A 13,501-nucleotide genomic window follows, 5' to 3' on the forward strand; every position below is an offset into this window, starting at 1 on the left:
ACAACGACAAGGAGCCGCTATGGCGGCAAGCGACATTCCGGTGACGCCCGCCCCAGGCGCCGGCACGATCCGCTACTGGGCCGCGGCCAAGGCAGCGGCCGGCACGGCCGAGGAGCCGTACCGCGCCGCCACGCTGGCCGAGGCGCTCGCCGCCGCGCGCGAACGGCACGCGCGGCAGCCGGAGTTCGCGCGGGTGCTGCTGCGGTGCTCGTTCCTGGTCGACGGCGACCCCGTCGGGACGCGGGACCACGCGGGCGTGGCCCTGGCCGACGGCGGCACCGTCGAGGTCCTTCCGCCGTTCGCGGGTGGGTGACATGACCTCCTCCGACTGGGACCAGAACCCGCAGCAGAACCAGAACCATCAACAGGGCCATCAGCAGAACCATCAGCAGAACCATCAGCAGGGCCATCAGCAGAATCCGAACGCGTACGAGCCGTACGACCCGTACGCGGCCGGGCAGCCGCAGGCGCACCCCGGGCCGATGCCGTCCGCCGAGCCGGTGTGGCAGAACCAGGTCCCCGGCGATCAGTACGGCCGGCAGAGCCCGCCGCAGAGCCCGCCGCAGGGTCAGCGGTACGGCGGCGGTTACGCGGAGCCCGGCTACGACGCTCCCGCGCGGCAGCCGTACGGCGACCAGCAGCACGACCAGCACGGCGCCCCCCAGGCGCAGTACGACCAGTACGGGCAGTACCCGTCCCACGACCCGGCGGGGGAGGGCGACCACACCGCCGTGCTGGCGGCCATCGACGACTTCCCGTCCCAGCCGGCGCAGACCGTCCCGGATCCCGCGGCCGCCGAGCCGCGTGCCGGTGGCAGGCGTGCCGCCCGTGGCCGGGCCGCGGCGCCCGCCGCCGGGCAGCGCACCGGTTCGCCGATCATCGCGCCCGGGATGCAGCCGGCCGCGCTGACCGCCGTTCTCGCCCTGCTGATCGCGGGCGGGGCCGTGGTCGGCCGTCCGGGGCTCGCGCTCGTGGTGGCGGTCCTGCAGGGCGTCACCGCCGCCGGGTGGTTCCGGCTGAACGGCATGTGGCCGGCCCGGCAGGGCATCGTGCTGGCCTTCCTCGCGGGCGTCACGGCGGACATCGCGCTGCTCGCGACGGACGGCGACAACGTGCCCGCCGTGGTCGTCGGCACGCTGGGGACCTGGCTGCTGCTGGTCCTCGTGCTGCAGATGCGCCACCGCGGGACGACGGACGAGCGGCTGTCGTCGCTGACGGCCACGTCGGCGTCCACGCTGATGACCGTCCTGGCCACCGGCTTCCTCGCGGTCGCCTGGACACCCGGCGGCAGCGATCCGGTGGTGGTCGGCGCGGTGGCGGTCGCCGTCGCGACGCTCGCCCGCGCCCTGCCGCTGCCCGGCGCCGCCTCCGTCGTGGTGGCCGTGCTGGCCGCCGCCGGCAGCGGCATCGTCACCGGCCGGCTGACCGACCTCGGCACCCAGGGCGCGCTGCTGGGCCTGGCCGCCGGTGCCTGCGCCGTCATCGGGCTGCGGGTCGCCAGCTACGACTTCCCGTCGCGCTTCGTCCACTTCACCGCCGGCGTCGCGCTCCCCCTGACGGCCGCGGCCCCGGTCGTGTACGTACTGGGCCGGGTCCTCACCGGCTGACGGAACGCCACCGGAATCCGGACCCCGGGCCCGGGAGGGCCGCTGTCACAACCTCACGACAAACGACAGCGGTCCACCCGGGCGCCGGGGGAAGGCGGGTTAGGGTCGGTCGATCAAGCCTGAACCGGGGGAGAGCCATGCGAGCCGCACGAATACTGCTGATCGTCCTCGTCGTTCTCGGCGGGCTGTTCGTCGCGGCCGACCGCATCGCCGTCTCCGTGGCCGAGGACAAGGCGGCCGAGCGCGCCCAGCAGACCCAGGGCCTGAGCTCGAAGCCCGACATCTCGATCAAGGGTTTCCCGTTCCTGACGCAGGTCGCCTCGGACAAGCTCGACGACGTCAGGATCACCGCGCACGACATCCAGGCGGGCACCGGCGCCGAGCGGCTGCGGATCGACAGTTTCACCGCCGACCTGCGCGGGGTGAACCTCTCCGGCAACTACCAGCGGGCCGTGGCCGACACGGCGGACGGCTCGGCGTTCATCACCTACGCGGACCTGTCGGCTGCCGCGCCCCCCGGAGTGACGGTGGCGTACGGGGGCGAGAGCAAGGACGGCAGGGGCCGGGTGAAGGTGACCGGCAGCGTGACGATGCCGCTGATCGGGACGGTCAAGCGCAGCGTCACCAGCGTGATCAGCGTCGAGCACGGCGACACGGTGCGACTGCACGCCGATGTGATCCCTGGTGTCGGCTCCATTCCCGGCCTCGACAAGCTGATCCGCGAGAAGATCGACTTCACGCGGAGCCTGGTGGGACTGCCCACCGGCATCAAGGTGCAGTCGGTCGTGACGACCCCGAGCGGCATATCGGTGGCCGCGTCCGGGACGAACGTCGTTCTCGCGAGCTGAGACGGCGGCGTCCGCGCCTCAGTCGAAATCGGCGGCAGAACGGCTCCCGGCCCTGCCGCGTAAGGCCCGACCCTTCATCTGTCCCAGTATCCGGACAATCTTGTCTCGGTATATGACACGCTGGTGACACTTTCGGGGAGGTTTCCCTACGATCGGGGTCATGAAGCGACAGGCGGATCTCACGAAGCGGCGGGCAGTCGACCTGTGCCGCGTCGCCGCCAGTCTCTGTCGCATGCCATAGGGGCGGCAGCCTTCTACGTACCGGACCAGGCCCGACGGCCGTTCGTGTGCGCCTGCCTCCCCGGCGTTTCTCTCACATTCTGCGCAATGTCGCGCCCCGTTCTGGCGCATCCGTACTGCCCCGGAGGAGAACAAAATGAGCCGCAGTGACGTCCTCGTGGACGCCGATTGGGTCCAGAGCCACATCGACGACCCCAAGGTGGTAATCGTCGAGGTAGACGAGGACACCTCGGCCTACGAGAAGAACCACATCCGTAACGCCGTGCGCATCGACTGGAAGTCCGACCTGCAGGACCCGGTCCGCCGCGACTTCGTCGACCAGGCCGGCTTCGAGGCCCTGCTGTCGGCCAAGGGCATCGGCAACGACGACACCGTGGTCCTCTACGGCGGCAACAACAACTGGTTCGCCTCCTACGCGTACTGGTACTTCAAGCTCTACGGCCACGACAGCGTCAAGCTGCTCGACGGCGGCCGCAAGAAGTGGGAGCTCGACTCCCGCGACCTGGTCGTCGAGGTCCCCGAGCGGGCCGCGACCACGTACCGGGCCAAGGAGCAGGACACCTCGATCCGCGCGTACCGTGACGACGCCGTCGCCGCGATCAACACGCTGAACCTGGTCGACGTCCGCTCGCCCGACGAGTTCTCGGGCAAGCTGCTCGCCCCGGCCCACCTCCCGCAGGAGCAGTCGCAGCGCCCGGGCCACATCCCGAGCGCCCGCAACATCCCGTGGTCGAAGAACGCCAACGACGACGGCACGTTCAAGTCCGACGAAGAGCTCACCAAGCTCTACCAGGACGAGAACGTCGACCTGGCGAAGGACACCATCGCGTACTGCCGCATCGGTGAGCGCTCCGCGCTCACCTGGTTCGTGCTGCACGAGCTGCTCGACCAGCCGAACGTCAAGAACTACGACGGCTCGTGGACCGAGTACGGCTCCCTCGTCGGCGTCCCGATCGAGCTCGGCGCCAACGCCTGAGTCCGGTTACAGACCCGTTCCAGACCACCCCTCAAAGGATCAGACATGTGTGGAGCAAAGGCCGGCGGCCCGGACTTGGCAGGAGTTGACGTGGCGAGCGAGACGATCATTCAGGGTTCGGTAACCCGTGACGGCGAGCCGATCAGCGGCTACGTCCGGCTGCTCGACGGCGGCGGCGAGTTCACCGCGGAGGTCCCGACCTCGGCGACCGGACAGTTCCGCTTCTTCGCCGCACCCGGCACCTGGACGCTGCGCGCCCTCGTCCCGGGCGCCACGGTGGACCGTACGGTCGTGGCCCAGCAGGGCGCGGCGGCCGATGTGGCCATCGCCGTCTGAACCGCTGAGGCACTGGCTGAACCGCTGAGGCACTGAAGGACTGACGGATCGAACGGCCGAAGGGCCGCACCCCTGGGTTGGACGCTCTGGGTGCGGCCCTTCGTGCTGCCTGTTCATGCTGCCTGTTCGTGCTGCTCGGACGTACCGTGGAGGTATGTACGCGCGCCGGCGTCGCCACTGGTATTTCGCCATGATGGGCAGCTGCATCCTGCTGTTCGTCCTGGCGTGGGCCGTGGTGCGCCTGTGGTCGGTGCCGGCCGCCGTCGCGATGTGCGTGGTCGCGATGGTGATCCCGCCGTTCGCCGCCATCGTGGGGAACCGGCGCGAGCCCGGCGACTTCTGGGACGACCCCGCCGACAGCTGGCTGGAGGACGAACCGGCGGACGACTCCTGGATCCGGGACGAGGAGGCGGCGCGGGCGAAGGCCGCGGGAAAGCGGCCGGACGGCGGGGACTTGGACGACAGGGCCCAGTAGGCGGTCCGGCCTAGTAGACGAGGGCCTGCACGCCGTCGGCCATGACCTCCTGCACGAAGACCTGAGCACCCGCGATCCGTACGCCCTCGATGACGTCCTTCTCCGCGATGTCCCGGCGGGCCGCGCACTGCGTGCACAGTGTGATGCCGCCGCCGGCGAGGATCCCGTCGATCAGGTCCGGCAGCGGTGCGGCGTGCGGGAGTTCGAACTCCGCGGCGCGGCCCGGCAGCGCGAACCACGCGGACTCACCGGTGAGCCACAGCGAGACCTCCACACCGCTGGCCACCGCGACCGCCGCCACCGTGAACGCCTGCGAGCAGCGCTCGGGCGCGTCCGCGCCCGCTGTCACCTTGATCACGAGCTTCTTCGCCATGGGCTCAGGCTAGCGGCTCTCCCACCAGCCCCGTTGGCCCCACCTGTGTCCCATGTCACGGCAAAAGGATTGGGGCGCCGACGTGTCGGCTGGACATAATGCGGTTCCACTCACAATGCGACACGCGTGCGAGTGCTGTGTTTGTGCCCGGGGGGGCTTCCTGTGGAACCTGTACGCCGTCGAGGCGCCGTCATCGCGGTGTCCGCCGGGATCGGAATGCTCGCGCTGGTCGGCGTGACCGCCGGAGTCGTGGTGGCGCTCGGCTCCTCGTCCGGCCATGCCGACGAGGCCGCTCCGTCGTCCCCGGCACCGACCGTTTCGGTGCCGGGCTCTCCGAGCGCCGATCCGTCCGCGTCGTCCGCCTCGGCCACGCCCGCCCCGTCCGCCACGTCCACCGTCAAGGGCCAGGTCAGCCAGGGCGCGCACACCGGTGACCTGCGCTTCTTCCTGCTGGCGCCGCCGAAGGACGCCGAGGTCTACGGCGACGAGGCGGGCAGCCCGCTCTCCGCGGCCGACCTCGCGAGCGGTGCGGAGGACGAAGCGGCCATGAAGAGCGCGCTGGACCGCTACGGCTTCAAGTCCGGCGCCTACCGCACGTATCTCACCGCGGGCGGCGGCGCCGAGGTCACCGTGAAGCTCAGCCGCTTCGCGGACGCCGCTTCGGCCGCCGCGTACTACGAAGCCCACTACTACGAGGGCGACAAGCTGCCCCTCACCGGCGGCTATCCGGCCCGCGCCTACCACCTGAAGTCCGGCTCCGAGGAGAGCACGGACTCGTTGCTGGCCATCTCGTACCAGGGCGATGTGCACATCACCATCACCGTGACGGGCGGCAAGGCCGCGGATCCGAAGCTGCTGCAGAACCTGCTGGACGCGGAGTACCAGCGCCTCAAGACCGGCCGCTGAGCCCGTCCTTCCTTCCCTTCCTCCTTTTTCTCGCACCACCCACGTGGAGATCACCATGTCCGAGGACACCCCTGCGCCCGAGCCCGCTCCGGAACCCCCACCGGAACCGCCGACCGAGGCGGAACTCCCCGTCGAGCCGCAGGCGGAGGAGAAGCCGCAGGCGGAGGCGGAGGTGGAGCGCAAGCCGCGCCGCCGGGGCCGCACCACGCTGCTGATCGCGGTCGCGGCCGTCCTCGGCGTCCTCGCGGGCGCCGGCACCGGCTACAAGATCCAGCAGGACCGCCCGGAAACCCCGCTCCCGCCGCTCGCCCAGCCCAAGCTCGTCCAGCCGGCAGGCGCCGCGGCCCCGGCCGCCCCGCTCACGGTCGCCGACGACCACCTGGTGAAGACCGACGGCGACCTGCGCAAGCTGCTCCTGGAGCGGCCGAAGGGCGCGAAGGACCCGGCAGTGCCGGTCTCCGGCGACGGATGGCTGCTGCTCGCGGATTATGCGGACGGATACAACAATCCGGATCACATGTTCCAGGAGCTGAGCACGAACGGATTCCGGCGTGCCGTGGTGACGGGCTGGGACAGCGACAACCACACCACCACCGATATCCATCTGGTCCAGTTCCGCGACCAGACGACGACCTTCGCCGTCCAGATGCTGCAGGGCCAGCAGGGCTACATGACGGATGCCAAGCATGCTGAGAATGAGGGGACGGCGATCCCCGGCGACCTCGACGGCCGGGTCTGGGTCTACTCCAAGCCCGAGACCAAGGAGGGCTACGAGCCGCTGTACAAGGCGCGGGGGCTCGCCCGGCGCGGCGACATCTTCATGGACGTCTGGATCTTTTCGGGGGACCCGATCAGCACCGCGACCATCATGGACATTTCCAAGCGGCAGTTGGAGCGACTGTGAACGACGAGGCGTCACCCGAGGTCGCACCCGAGACCGCACCTGAGGTGTCATCCGAGACCGCACCCGAGACCGCACCTGAGGTGTCATCCGAGACCGCACCCGAGGCGTCACCCGAGGTCGCACCCGAGACCGAAGCCACCCCGGCGCCCAGGAAGCGCCGCGCTCTGGCGCTCGGCATCGCGGCGGCCCTCGTCGCCGTGGCGGCCGGTGGCGGCATCGGCTACGCGGTTCTCCAGCATGACGACGCGCCGGACAACAAGACCTCCGCCGCTCCCTGGAAGGCCCCCGTCCCGGCCAAGACCGGTGAGTTCGGGGCGAAGTCGGGCGGCAGCCACTACGGACGTCTCGGCAAGCTGCTGCTGCCGCTGCCGGACACCTACCAAGCGGGTCCGGACGTCGGAGAGTTCGGCAACGACGTCGAACTGGACGGCAAGCAGGCCGTGACGATGATGAAGTCCAGCGTCAGCAGGCTGTCCAAGAAGAACCGCAGCGCGGTCGAGAAGTCCATCGACGACCTCCACCTGCAAGGTGCCGGCATGCGGACGTACAGCGCCGACGGCGGTGACTACGTCATCGAGATACAGATCGTCCAGGTGACGAACAAGCAGGCCGCTGCCGAGCGCAACGAGTACTTCAACGAATTCACCAAGGCGCTCGGGGTGTTCCGCAACGGCCCGAAGATCGCGGGTCACGACAAGGCGCGCTGTGTGCTGCCGCCGACCGAGCCGGGCGAGAAGCTCGATGCGATGTCCTGCCAGGCCACCGAGGGCGACCTGATGGTGACGATGACCCTGACCGGCACCGTTCCGCTGCACAAGACCGAAGCGGCGGACCTGCTCAAGCAGCAGCTCGACCGCATCCAGGACCCGGGGGTGTCGGCATGACCGACCAGTCGATCGCGTCGCAGGACGAGAAGCCGCAGGACGTGGAAGCACAGAACGTGGAACCGCAGGCCGAGAAGCCGCAGGACGTGGAACCGCAGGACGCCGAACCCCAGGACGCCGAAACCCAGGACGCCGAACCCCAGGCCGTGGAGCCCGAGCCGCAGCCTGAGCCCGCTGCCGAAGGCGTTCCGCCGGTGCCGCCCCTCCCGGTGGCCCCGCCGTCGGCGGACCCCTGGGCCGCCCCCGTGCTGCCCGTCGAACCGAAGAAGCCGCGCCGTGTGCTCCGCGCGGTGCTGCGCTGGACGTCGGCCGTGCTGGTCTTCGGCGCGCTCGGCGGCGGCGTCGCCTACGGGATCACCCAGCCCGAGCGCACCAGGATCCCAGGGCTGGAGACACCTGACGACGGCCGCTGGACCTATCAGCCGCTCGCCCTGCCGAAACTGCCCGCAGGCAAGCCGGCGGTGGGTGAGGACCAGCTCAACCGCGGTGGTCGCCACTACGCGGACTTGCGATCGCTCCTGCTGCCCGCCCCGGAGGGCGCCACGCCCGATCCGGCGTTCCCCGGCGCGAAGGGCTGGCTGCCCACCGACAAGTACCTCACGTTGTTCGACAAGGACACCCAGGCCCCGCAGCGCGGGTTCCTCACCCAGGAGGGGCTGCGCCACATCGCGGCCCGCGCCTGGACCATGCCGGACGGCACACGCGCCGAGACCTACCTGCTGCAGTTCTCCAGTGCGGCGTACAGCGATCGCTACCGCATCGATTTCAACACCACCCACTTGGCACAGGCGCCCGACGTGCGGAGTGACCTCGACTCCGCGCTGGGTGCCGGCGAGGCCGGCGCGTCGATCCTGTACGCGTTCGAAGGGCAGGGCCCGCACGGGACCCGGGTGCGGTATGCGTTCATCTCCGCGGGCGACACGATCGGCGTCGTCGTCCTGTCCCACAAGGACACGATGCCGGTGGTGCCGTTCCGGCAGACGATCACGCTCCAGGCTCAGCTCCTCGGCTGAAGCGGCCGGAGCGGCCGGAGCGGCCGGAGCGGCCGGAGCGGCCGGAGCGGCCGAAGCGGCTGAAGCGGCTGAAGCGGCCGGAGCCCGCCGAAGAAGCCCACGTAGCGGCCATCCGGGCCCGTCCCGGCCCGCCACGGCCACGGGGACGCACCTCACAGCGCCGTCCCCGTGGCCGCCGACTAGACTCGTCCCCGGTCCATTACCGCTTGCCTGCCCGAGGAGCACACTCGTGCGTATTGAGTACATCTTCGACGCCTTGCTCGTCCTGGTCTGCCTCGGCGTCGCCGCGTTCTCCGTCTTCGCGGTGGCGAAGCTGTACCAGGGCCAGCGCTGACCTCGGCCGCACGGACAACGGAACAGGGCACCACACCATGATCGAGATCCCGTCCGACCTTCACCCGGACCTCGTCCCGCTCGTCTTCCTCCTCGGCAGGTGGGAGGGCGCGGGCGTGTACGACTTCCCCGGCGCCGAGAAGTGCAACTTCGGGCAGGAGGTGACGTTCAGCCACGACGGCCGCTCCTTCCTCGAGTACACCTCCCACACCTGGGTGCTGGACGCCGAGGGCAAGAAGCTGCGCCCGCTGGAGAACGAGAGCGGCTTCTGGCGGATCGACAAGGACCGCAAGGTCGATGTCACCATCACCCGTGACGAGGGCGTCATCGAGATCTGGACCGGCGAGCTGGCCGACCAGAAGCCGCAGATCGACATCGTCACGGACGCCGTCGCCCGGCTGCCCGAGGCCCCGGAGTACTCCGGCGGCAAGCGGCTCTACGGCTACGTCCACAGCGACCTGATGTGGGTCGGCGAGAAGGCCACCCCGGCCGTCACGCTGCGCCCGTACATGTCCGCGCACCTGAAGAAGGTCGTGGACCCGCGTGAGTGGGCGAAGGACCTCAAGGACCTCCCCGACGACGGGATCGCCTTCTTCAAGTAGGACCCGCAGCGGTGGGACCCGCCGGATAGGACCCGCCAGGCGGGACCCCCGCCGAAGCCCCGCTTCGGCCCTCGCGGCAGCCGGGATCCACAGCCCTACACTGGGGGCTGTGGTGACCACCGACTGGAAGAGCGATCTGCGGCAGCGCGGCTACCGGCTGACCCCGCAGCGGCAGCTTGTCCTGGAGGCCGTGGACGCTCTGGAGCACGCGACTCCGGACGAGCTGCTCACCGAGGTACGCAGGACCGCCTCCGGCATCAACATCTCCACCGTCTACCGGACGCTGGAGCTGCTGGAGGAGCTGGGCCTGGTCAGTCACGCCCACCTCGGACACGGCGCCCCGACGTACCACCTCGCGGACCGGCACCACCACATGCACCTGGTGTGCCGGGACTGCGGCTCCGTCACCGAGGCCGAGGTGACGCTCGCCGAACCGCTCACCGAGGGGCTGCGCGAGGCGTTCGGCTTCGAGACGGACATGAAGCACTTCGCGATCTTCGGCCGCTGCGCCGCCTGCACCGCGAAGGCTTCCGCCGACGGGTCGTAGGCTTATCGCCATGACCGCCATGTCGAAGAGTCCCTTGCTGTCGCTTCCCGGTGCCGTCCCCGCAGAGGGGCCGGACGAGGGTGTCGCCGGACACTACGGCGACCTGTTCCGCGAACAGCGCGCGCTCGCCGACGGGACGGGCTTCGTGGACCTGTCGCACCGCGGCGTCCTCACCGTCAGTGGCGAGGACCGTCTCGCCTGGCTGCACCTGCTGATCACCCAGCACGTCGAGCAGCTTCCCGCCCACCACGCCACCGAGGCGCTGGTCCTCACCGCGCACGGTCACATCGAGCACGCGCTCTACCTCGTGGACGACGGCACGACGACCTGGATCCACGTGGAGCCCGGCACACAGGGCGCCCTGCTCGCCTATCTGGAGAGCATGAAGTTCTTCTACAAGGTCGAGGCGGCCGACGCGTCGGAGCAGTACGCGATCGTCTATCTGCCCGCGGGCGCCATCACGGCCGTCCCGGAGGGCTGGGCCGTCCGCGAGACGTCCTACGGCCGGGACGTCTTCGTGCCGCGCGCCGAGCTGGAGTCCTTCGCGGCCGGCGCGGGCCGGCCGATCGGGTCGCTGTCGCTGGAGGCGCTGCGGATCGAGGCACACCGGCCGCGGCTGGGCCTGGAGACCGACCACCGCACCATTCCGCACGAGCTGGGCTGGCTGGAGACCGCCGTCCACCTGCAGAAGGGCTGCTACCGGGGACAGGAGACGGTCGCCCGGGTGCACAACCTGGGCAAGCCCCCGCGCCGCCTGGTCTTCCTGCACCTGGACGGCAGCGAGGTGAAGCTCCCGCCGCACGGGTCCCCGGTCCGGATCGCCTCCGAGGGCGAGGAGAGCCGGCAGATCGGCTTCATCACGTCCTCCGCCCGGCACTGGGAGCTGGGCCCGATCGCGCTGGCCCTGGTGAAGCGCAACACGGCGGCGGACGCGACGCTGCTGGCCGACACGACGGTCGCGTCGCAGGAGATCGTCGTCGCGCCGTAGTCCACTGCGGTGACCGCCGCGGTGATCGCCGCGTCATCAGATGTCGATCAGATGTCGATGACCAGGGTGAACGGGCCGTCGTTCGTCAGCGAGACCTTCATGTCCGCGCCGAACCGGCCCGTTTCCACGTCCGCGCCCAGCGCGCGCAGCTGCTTCACCACCTCGTCGACGAGCGGCTCGGCGATCCCGCCCGGCGCGGCGGCGTTCCAGGTGGGGCGGCGCCCCTTACGGGCGTCACCGTAAAGCGTGAACTGGCTGATGACGAGCAGCGGGCCGCCGATGTCCGAGCAGGACTTCTCGTCCGGCAGGATGCGCAGGCTCCACAACTTGCGGGCCAGCTGCGCCGCCTTCTCCGGGGTGTCCTCGTGCGTCACCCCCACCAGAACGCACAATCCCGGTCCGGTGATCGACCCGACCGTCTCTCCGCCGACCACGACACTCGCTTCACTGACCCGTTGGGCAACCGCTCGCATACGGGCATTGTCCCGTGCATGTGCCAACACCACTCGCACGGGTGAGGGGGCGCACGCGACCGCAGGTCGTACGCCCGGTTGGACGCCAAGCACGCCCGCCGTCGGGGCCGTTCGGGTGCAGAGTCGCTGCGGGGTGTCCGCAGGCAGTGGGACCATCGGAACCTGGGCGGCTCCGGCCGCGACGAGGGGACGACAGGCATGACCACACCCGGCGCTGGAGAGACATCCGGTACCACCGCACCGATCGCACCGACCGCGCCCATCGAGAAGGGCCATCACATGCTGAAGGCCGACGCACTGGGGCCGCGGCCCCCGGGTCCGCGCAGCCCGCTCGCCGCGGACGTCCCGGAGCCCGAGATGGGGGCGCTGGGCCTCGGCACCCTGCGCACCCTGCGACGCGACGCGCAGCAGGAGGAAGCGGATCTGTCGTATCTGCGCCGGCTGCTGCACGGCCGGATCGACATCCTGCGGGCGGAGCTGGGGCGCCGCACGGCACCGGACGCTCCGCTGCTGGACCGGCTGCCGGAGATCCTCACCGACGCGCCGTCCCGGCACCGCTCCTCCGCCCGGCACGTGACGCTGGGCACGCCGCTCACCGAGCGGGTGCGGCGGCTCGCCGAGGAGATGCTCGCCGAGGTCGAACTGTCGGACCTCGACGCCCGGACGGACCAGGACCTGCACGAGGGGATGGGCCGACTCGTCCGCCATGAGCAGCAGGTCTCCCGGCGCCGGCAGACCCTCCAGCGGACGGTCGACGGCTGCAGCGCGGAGATCACCCGCAGATACCGTGACGGGGAAGCAAGCGTGGACGACCTGCTCGCCGAGGGCTGACGGCGATGATGACGGGACACCCGCAGCGGCAGACCGGGACCCGGGCCGGGACGCGGGCCGGGACGCGGGCCGGGGCGCAGACCGGAGCTCGGGCCGGGGCGCGGGCCGGGGCGCGGGTTTGAGCGCGGTGGAGCGTCCGCATCCGGTGCTGGCGGAGGTCGTCCGGTCGGGCTTCGTGGAGGGGCTGCACCGCGGCTCGCTGGTCGTGCTGGACGCGGACGGCCGCGTCGGGCCGACGCTCGGAGACGTGACGTCGCCGGTCTTTCCCCGGTCGTGCAACAAGCCGATGCAGGCGGCGGCGATGCTGCGGGCCGGGGTCGCCCTGGACGGCGAACTGCTGGCGCTCGCCGCGGCCAGCCACTCGGGGGAGCCGTTCCATGTGGAGGGCGTAAGGAAGATCCTGGCGGGCGCGGGCCTGACCGAGTCGGCGCTGCGCAACCCCCCGGACCTGCCCGTGGACGTCGAGGCGGCCGAGCAGTGGCTGCGGGCCGGCGGCGGCCGCGAGCGGATCCTCATGAACTGTTCCGGCAAGCACGCCGCGATGCTCACCGCCTGCGTGGTCAACGGCTGGCCCCTGGAGACGTATCCGGACCCCGGCCATCCGCTGCAACGCCTGGTGCTGGACGTGTTGTCCGACCTGAGCGGCGAACCGGTCGAGCGGGTGGGCGTCGACGGCTGCGGGGCGCCGGTCGCGGCGCTGAGCCTCACCGGGCTGGCGCGCGCCTTCGCCCGCTGCGTCGGCGCGCCCGAGGGCACCCCGGAGCGGAAGGTGGCCGACGCGATGCGGGCGCACCCCGAGTACGTCGCGGGCACCCGGCGGTCGGACACCTGGCTGATGCGGGAGATCCCGGGCGCGCTCGCCAAGGTGGGCGCGGAGGCCGTCCAGGCGGTGGCGCTGCCGGACGGCCGGGCGCTGGCCTTCAAGATCGACGACGGCGGCAGACGGGCGCTCGGGCCGGTGCTGGCAAGGGCGTTGGAGCTGATGGGAGTGGACTCGCCGGTGCTCGCCCGGATCGCCGACTCGCCGCTGCTGGGCGGCGGGGAACGGGTCGGCGAGGTGCGCGCGGTCTTCTGAGGACCGGCCGGGCGCCGGCGGGCAATCCGCCGTCGCCCGGCGGACCGGTCACGTCAACCGCCCCTCCTCCGCCGAAAATCCGGATGCGCG

General features: G+C 71.0%; 18 protein-coding genes. 16 read left to right on the plus strand and 2 right to left on the minus strand.

All coding sequences use genetic code 11. The features are described from left to right. Positions 1-19: 19 nt before the first annotated feature. The 7 genes from LNW72_RS22425 (at position 20) to LNW72_RS22450 (ending at position 4,482) form a co-directional block, all read left to right on the plus strand. Positions 20-313: a MoaD/ThiS family protein gene (locus tag LNW72_RS22425; protein WP_250977041.1), complete on the plus strand. Its 294-nt coding sequence runs from the start codon at positions 20-22 to the stop codon at positions 311-313. Position 314: 1 nt separating this feature from the next. Beyond that, positions 315-1,607 (plus strand): hypothetical protein, encoded by a 1,293-nt coding sequence (locus LNW72_RS22430; protein ID WP_250977042.1) that lies wholly within the window; start codon positions 315-317, stop codon positions 1,605-1,607. 137 nt (positions 1,608-1,744) lie between these two features. Then, positions 1,745-2,455: a DUF2993 domain-containing protein gene (locus LNW72_RS22435; protein ID WP_250977043.1), complete on the plus strand. Its 711-nt coding sequence runs from the start codon at positions 1,745-1,747 to the stop codon at positions 2,453-2,455. Between the two features lie 160 nt (positions 2,456-2,615). Beyond that, the gene (locus LNW72_RS42125; protein ID WP_358789501.1) at positions 2,616-2,696 is read left to right on the plus strand and encodes an Ms5788A family Cys-rich leader peptide; all 81 of its coding nucleotides are present in this window, start codon (positions 2,616-2,618) and stop codon (positions 2,694-2,696) included. A gap of 135 nt (positions 2,697-2,831) precedes the next feature. Next, positions 2,832-3,671 (plus strand): sulfurtransferase, encoded by an 840-nt coding sequence (locus LNW72_RS22440; RefSeq protein WP_250977044.1) that lies wholly within the window; start codon positions 2,832-2,834, stop codon positions 3,669-3,671. 45 nt (positions 3,672-3,716) lie between these two features. Beyond that, the gene (locus tag LNW72_RS22445) at positions 3,717-4,007 is read left to right on the plus strand and encodes a DUF1416 domain-containing protein (protein ID WP_138354054.1); all 291 of its coding nucleotides are present in this window, start codon (positions 3,717-3,719) and stop codon (positions 4,005-4,007) included. A 154-nt stretch (positions 4,008-4,161) separates the two neighbouring features. Continuing rightward, entirely contained in the window at positions 4,162-4,482 is a 321-nt protein-coding gene (locus LNW72_RS22450; RefSeq protein WP_250977045.1) for a DUF3099 domain-containing protein, read from the plus strand. Between the two features lie 10 nt (positions 4,483-4,492). On the opposite strand, the gene LNW72_RS22455 is transcribed toward LNW72_RS22450, so the two are convergent. Beyond that, positions 4,493-4,855, minus strand: a complete 363-nt coding sequence (locus LNW72_RS22455; RefSeq protein ID WP_250977046.1) for a DsrE family protein — start codon at positions 4,853-4,855, stop codon at positions 4,493-4,495. A 162-nt stretch (positions 4,856-5,017) separates the two neighbouring features. Here LNW72_RS22455 and LNW72_RS22460 point away from each other — a divergent pair, with 162 nt between their 5' ends. From LNW72_RS22460 to LNW72_RS22490, 7 genes are all read left to right on the plus strand, one after another. Beyond that, positions 5,018-5,761, plus strand: coding sequence for a hypothetical protein (locus LNW72_RS22460; protein ID WP_250977047.1), 744 nt, complete (start codon positions 5,018-5,020; stop codon positions 5,759-5,761). A gap of 55 nt (positions 5,762-5,816) precedes the next feature. Continuing rightward, on the plus strand, positions 5,817-6,665 hold the full coding sequence (locus LNW72_RS22465; RefSeq protein WP_250977048.1) for a hypothetical protein: 849 nt from the start codon (positions 5,817-5,819) through the stop codon (positions 6,663-6,665). Then, entirely contained in the window at positions 6,662-7,549 is an 888-nt protein-coding gene (locus LNW72_RS22470) for a hypothetical protein (RefSeq protein WP_250977049.1), read from the plus strand. The genes LNW72_RS22465 and LNW72_RS22470 overlap by 4 nt, the downstream gene beginning before the upstream one ends. After that, a complete protein-coding gene (locus LNW72_RS22475) occupies positions 7,546-8,562 on the plus strand; it encodes a hypothetical protein (protein ID WP_250977050.1) in 1,017 nt (338 codons plus the stop codon). The genes LNW72_RS22470 and LNW72_RS22475 overlap by 4 nt, the downstream gene beginning before the upstream one ends. Positions 8,563-8,933: 371 nt before the next feature. Next, positions 8,934-9,497 carry an FABP family protein gene (locus LNW72_RS22480; RefSeq protein ID WP_250977051.1) on the plus strand — a complete coding sequence of 188 codons (564 nt, stop codon included), beginning with the start codon at positions 8,934-8,936 and terminating at the stop codon, positions 9,495-9,497. A 109-nt stretch (positions 9,498-9,606) separates the two neighbouring features. Further along, a complete protein-coding gene (locus LNW72_RS22485) occupies positions 9,607-10,044 on the plus strand; it encodes a Fur family transcriptional regulator (protein WP_250977052.1) in 438 nt (145 codons plus the stop codon). Between the two features lie 19 nt (positions 10,045-10,063). After that, a complete protein-coding gene (locus tag LNW72_RS22490) occupies positions 10,064-11,032 on the plus strand; it encodes a glycine cleavage T C-terminal barrel domain-containing protein (protein WP_250980261.1) in 969 nt (322 codons plus the stop codon). Positions 11,033-11,079: 47 nt separating this feature from the next. Here the strand turns inward: LNW72_RS22490 and dtd are convergent, their stop codons facing one another. Then, positions 11,080-11,505, minus strand: coding sequence for a D-aminoacyl-tRNA deacylase (gene dtd / locus LNW72_RS22495; RefSeq protein ID WP_250977053.1), 426 nt, complete (start codon positions 11,503-11,505; stop codon positions 11,080-11,082). Between the two features lie 198 nt (positions 11,506-11,703). Between dtd and LNW72_RS22500 the strand changes: the two genes are divergently transcribed. Together LNW72_RS22500 and LNW72_RS22505 are read left to right on the plus strand one after the other, a co-directional pair. Beyond that, entirely contained in the window at positions 11,704-12,336 is a 633-nt protein-coding gene (locus LNW72_RS22500) for an ABC transporter substrate-binding protein (RefSeq protein WP_374117311.1), read from the plus strand. 118 nt (positions 12,337-12,454) lie between these two features. Next, positions 12,455-13,411 (plus strand): asparaginase, encoded by a 957-nt coding sequence (locus LNW72_RS22505; protein ID WP_250977054.1) that lies wholly within the window; start codon positions 12,455-12,457, stop codon positions 13,409-13,411. The last annotated feature ends 90 nt before the right edge of the window (positions 13,412-13,501 follow it).

The organism is Streptomyces sp. RKAG293 (genome assembly GCF_023701745.1).
Taxonomy (GTDB): domain Bacteria; phylum Actinomycetota; class Actinomycetes; order Streptomycetales; family Streptomycetaceae; genus Actinacidiphila.

What these genes read in the sequence shown, in the direction of transcription:
- LNW72_RS22445 (WP_138354054.1), top strand. Translation starts at nt 3,717, where the DNA reads ATGTGTGGAGCAAAGGCCGGCGGCCCGGACTTGGCAGGAGTTGACGTG.
- LNW72_RS22455 (WP_250977046.1), bottom strand. Translation starts at nt 4,855, where the DNA reads ATGGCGAAGAAGCTCGTGATCAAGGTGACAGCGGGCGCGGACGCGCCC.
- LNW72_RS22425 (WP_250977041.1), top strand. Translation starts at nt 20, where the DNA reads ATGGCGGCAAGCGACATTCCGGTGACGCCCGCCCCAGGCGCCGGCACG.
- dtd (WP_250977053.1), bottom strand. Translation starts at nt 11,505, where the DNA reads ATGCGAGCGGTTGCCCAACGGGTCAGTGAAGCGAGTGTCGTGGTCGGC.
- LNW72_RS22430 (WP_250977042.1), top strand. Translation starts at nt 315, where the DNA reads ATGACCTCCTCCGACTGGGACCAGAACCCGCAGCAGAACCAGAACCAT.
- LNW72_RS22435 (WP_250977043.1), top strand. Translation starts at nt 1,745, where the DNA reads ATGCGAGCCGCACGAATACTGCTGATCGTCCTCGTCGTTCTCGGCGGG.
- LNW72_RS22480 (WP_250977051.1), top strand. Translation starts at nt 8,934, where the DNA reads ATGATCGAGATCCCGTCCGACCTTCACCCGGACCTCGTCCCGCTCGTC.
- LNW72_RS22440 (WP_250977044.1), top strand. Translation starts at nt 2,832, where the DNA reads ATGAGCCGCAGTGACGTCCTCGTGGACGCCGATTGGGTCCAGAGCCAC.
- LNW72_RS22475 (WP_250977050.1), top strand. Translation starts at nt 7,546, where the DNA reads ATGACCGACCAGTCGATCGCGTCGCAGGACGAGAAGCCGCAGGACGTG.
- LNW72_RS22490 (WP_250980261.1), top strand. Translation starts at nt 10,064, where the DNA reads ATGTCGAAGAGTCCCTTGCTGTCGCTTCCCGGTGCCGTCCCCGCAGAG.
- LNW72_RS22500 (WP_374117311.1), top strand. Translation starts at nt 11,704, where the DNA reads ATGACCACACCCGGCGCTGGAGAGACATCCGGTACCACCGCACCGATC.
- LNW72_RS22450 (WP_250977045.1), top strand. Translation starts at nt 4,162, where the DNA reads ATGTACGCGCGCCGGCGTCGCCACTGGTATTTCGCCATGATGGGCAGC.
- LNW72_RS22465 (WP_250977048.1), top strand. Translation starts at nt 5,817, where the DNA reads ATGTCCGAGGACACCCCTGCGCCCGAGCCCGCTCCGGAACCCCCACCG.
- LNW72_RS42125 (WP_358789501.1), top strand. Translation starts at nt 2,616, where the DNA reads ATGAAGCGACAGGCGGATCTCACGAAGCGGCGGGCAGTCGACCTGTGC.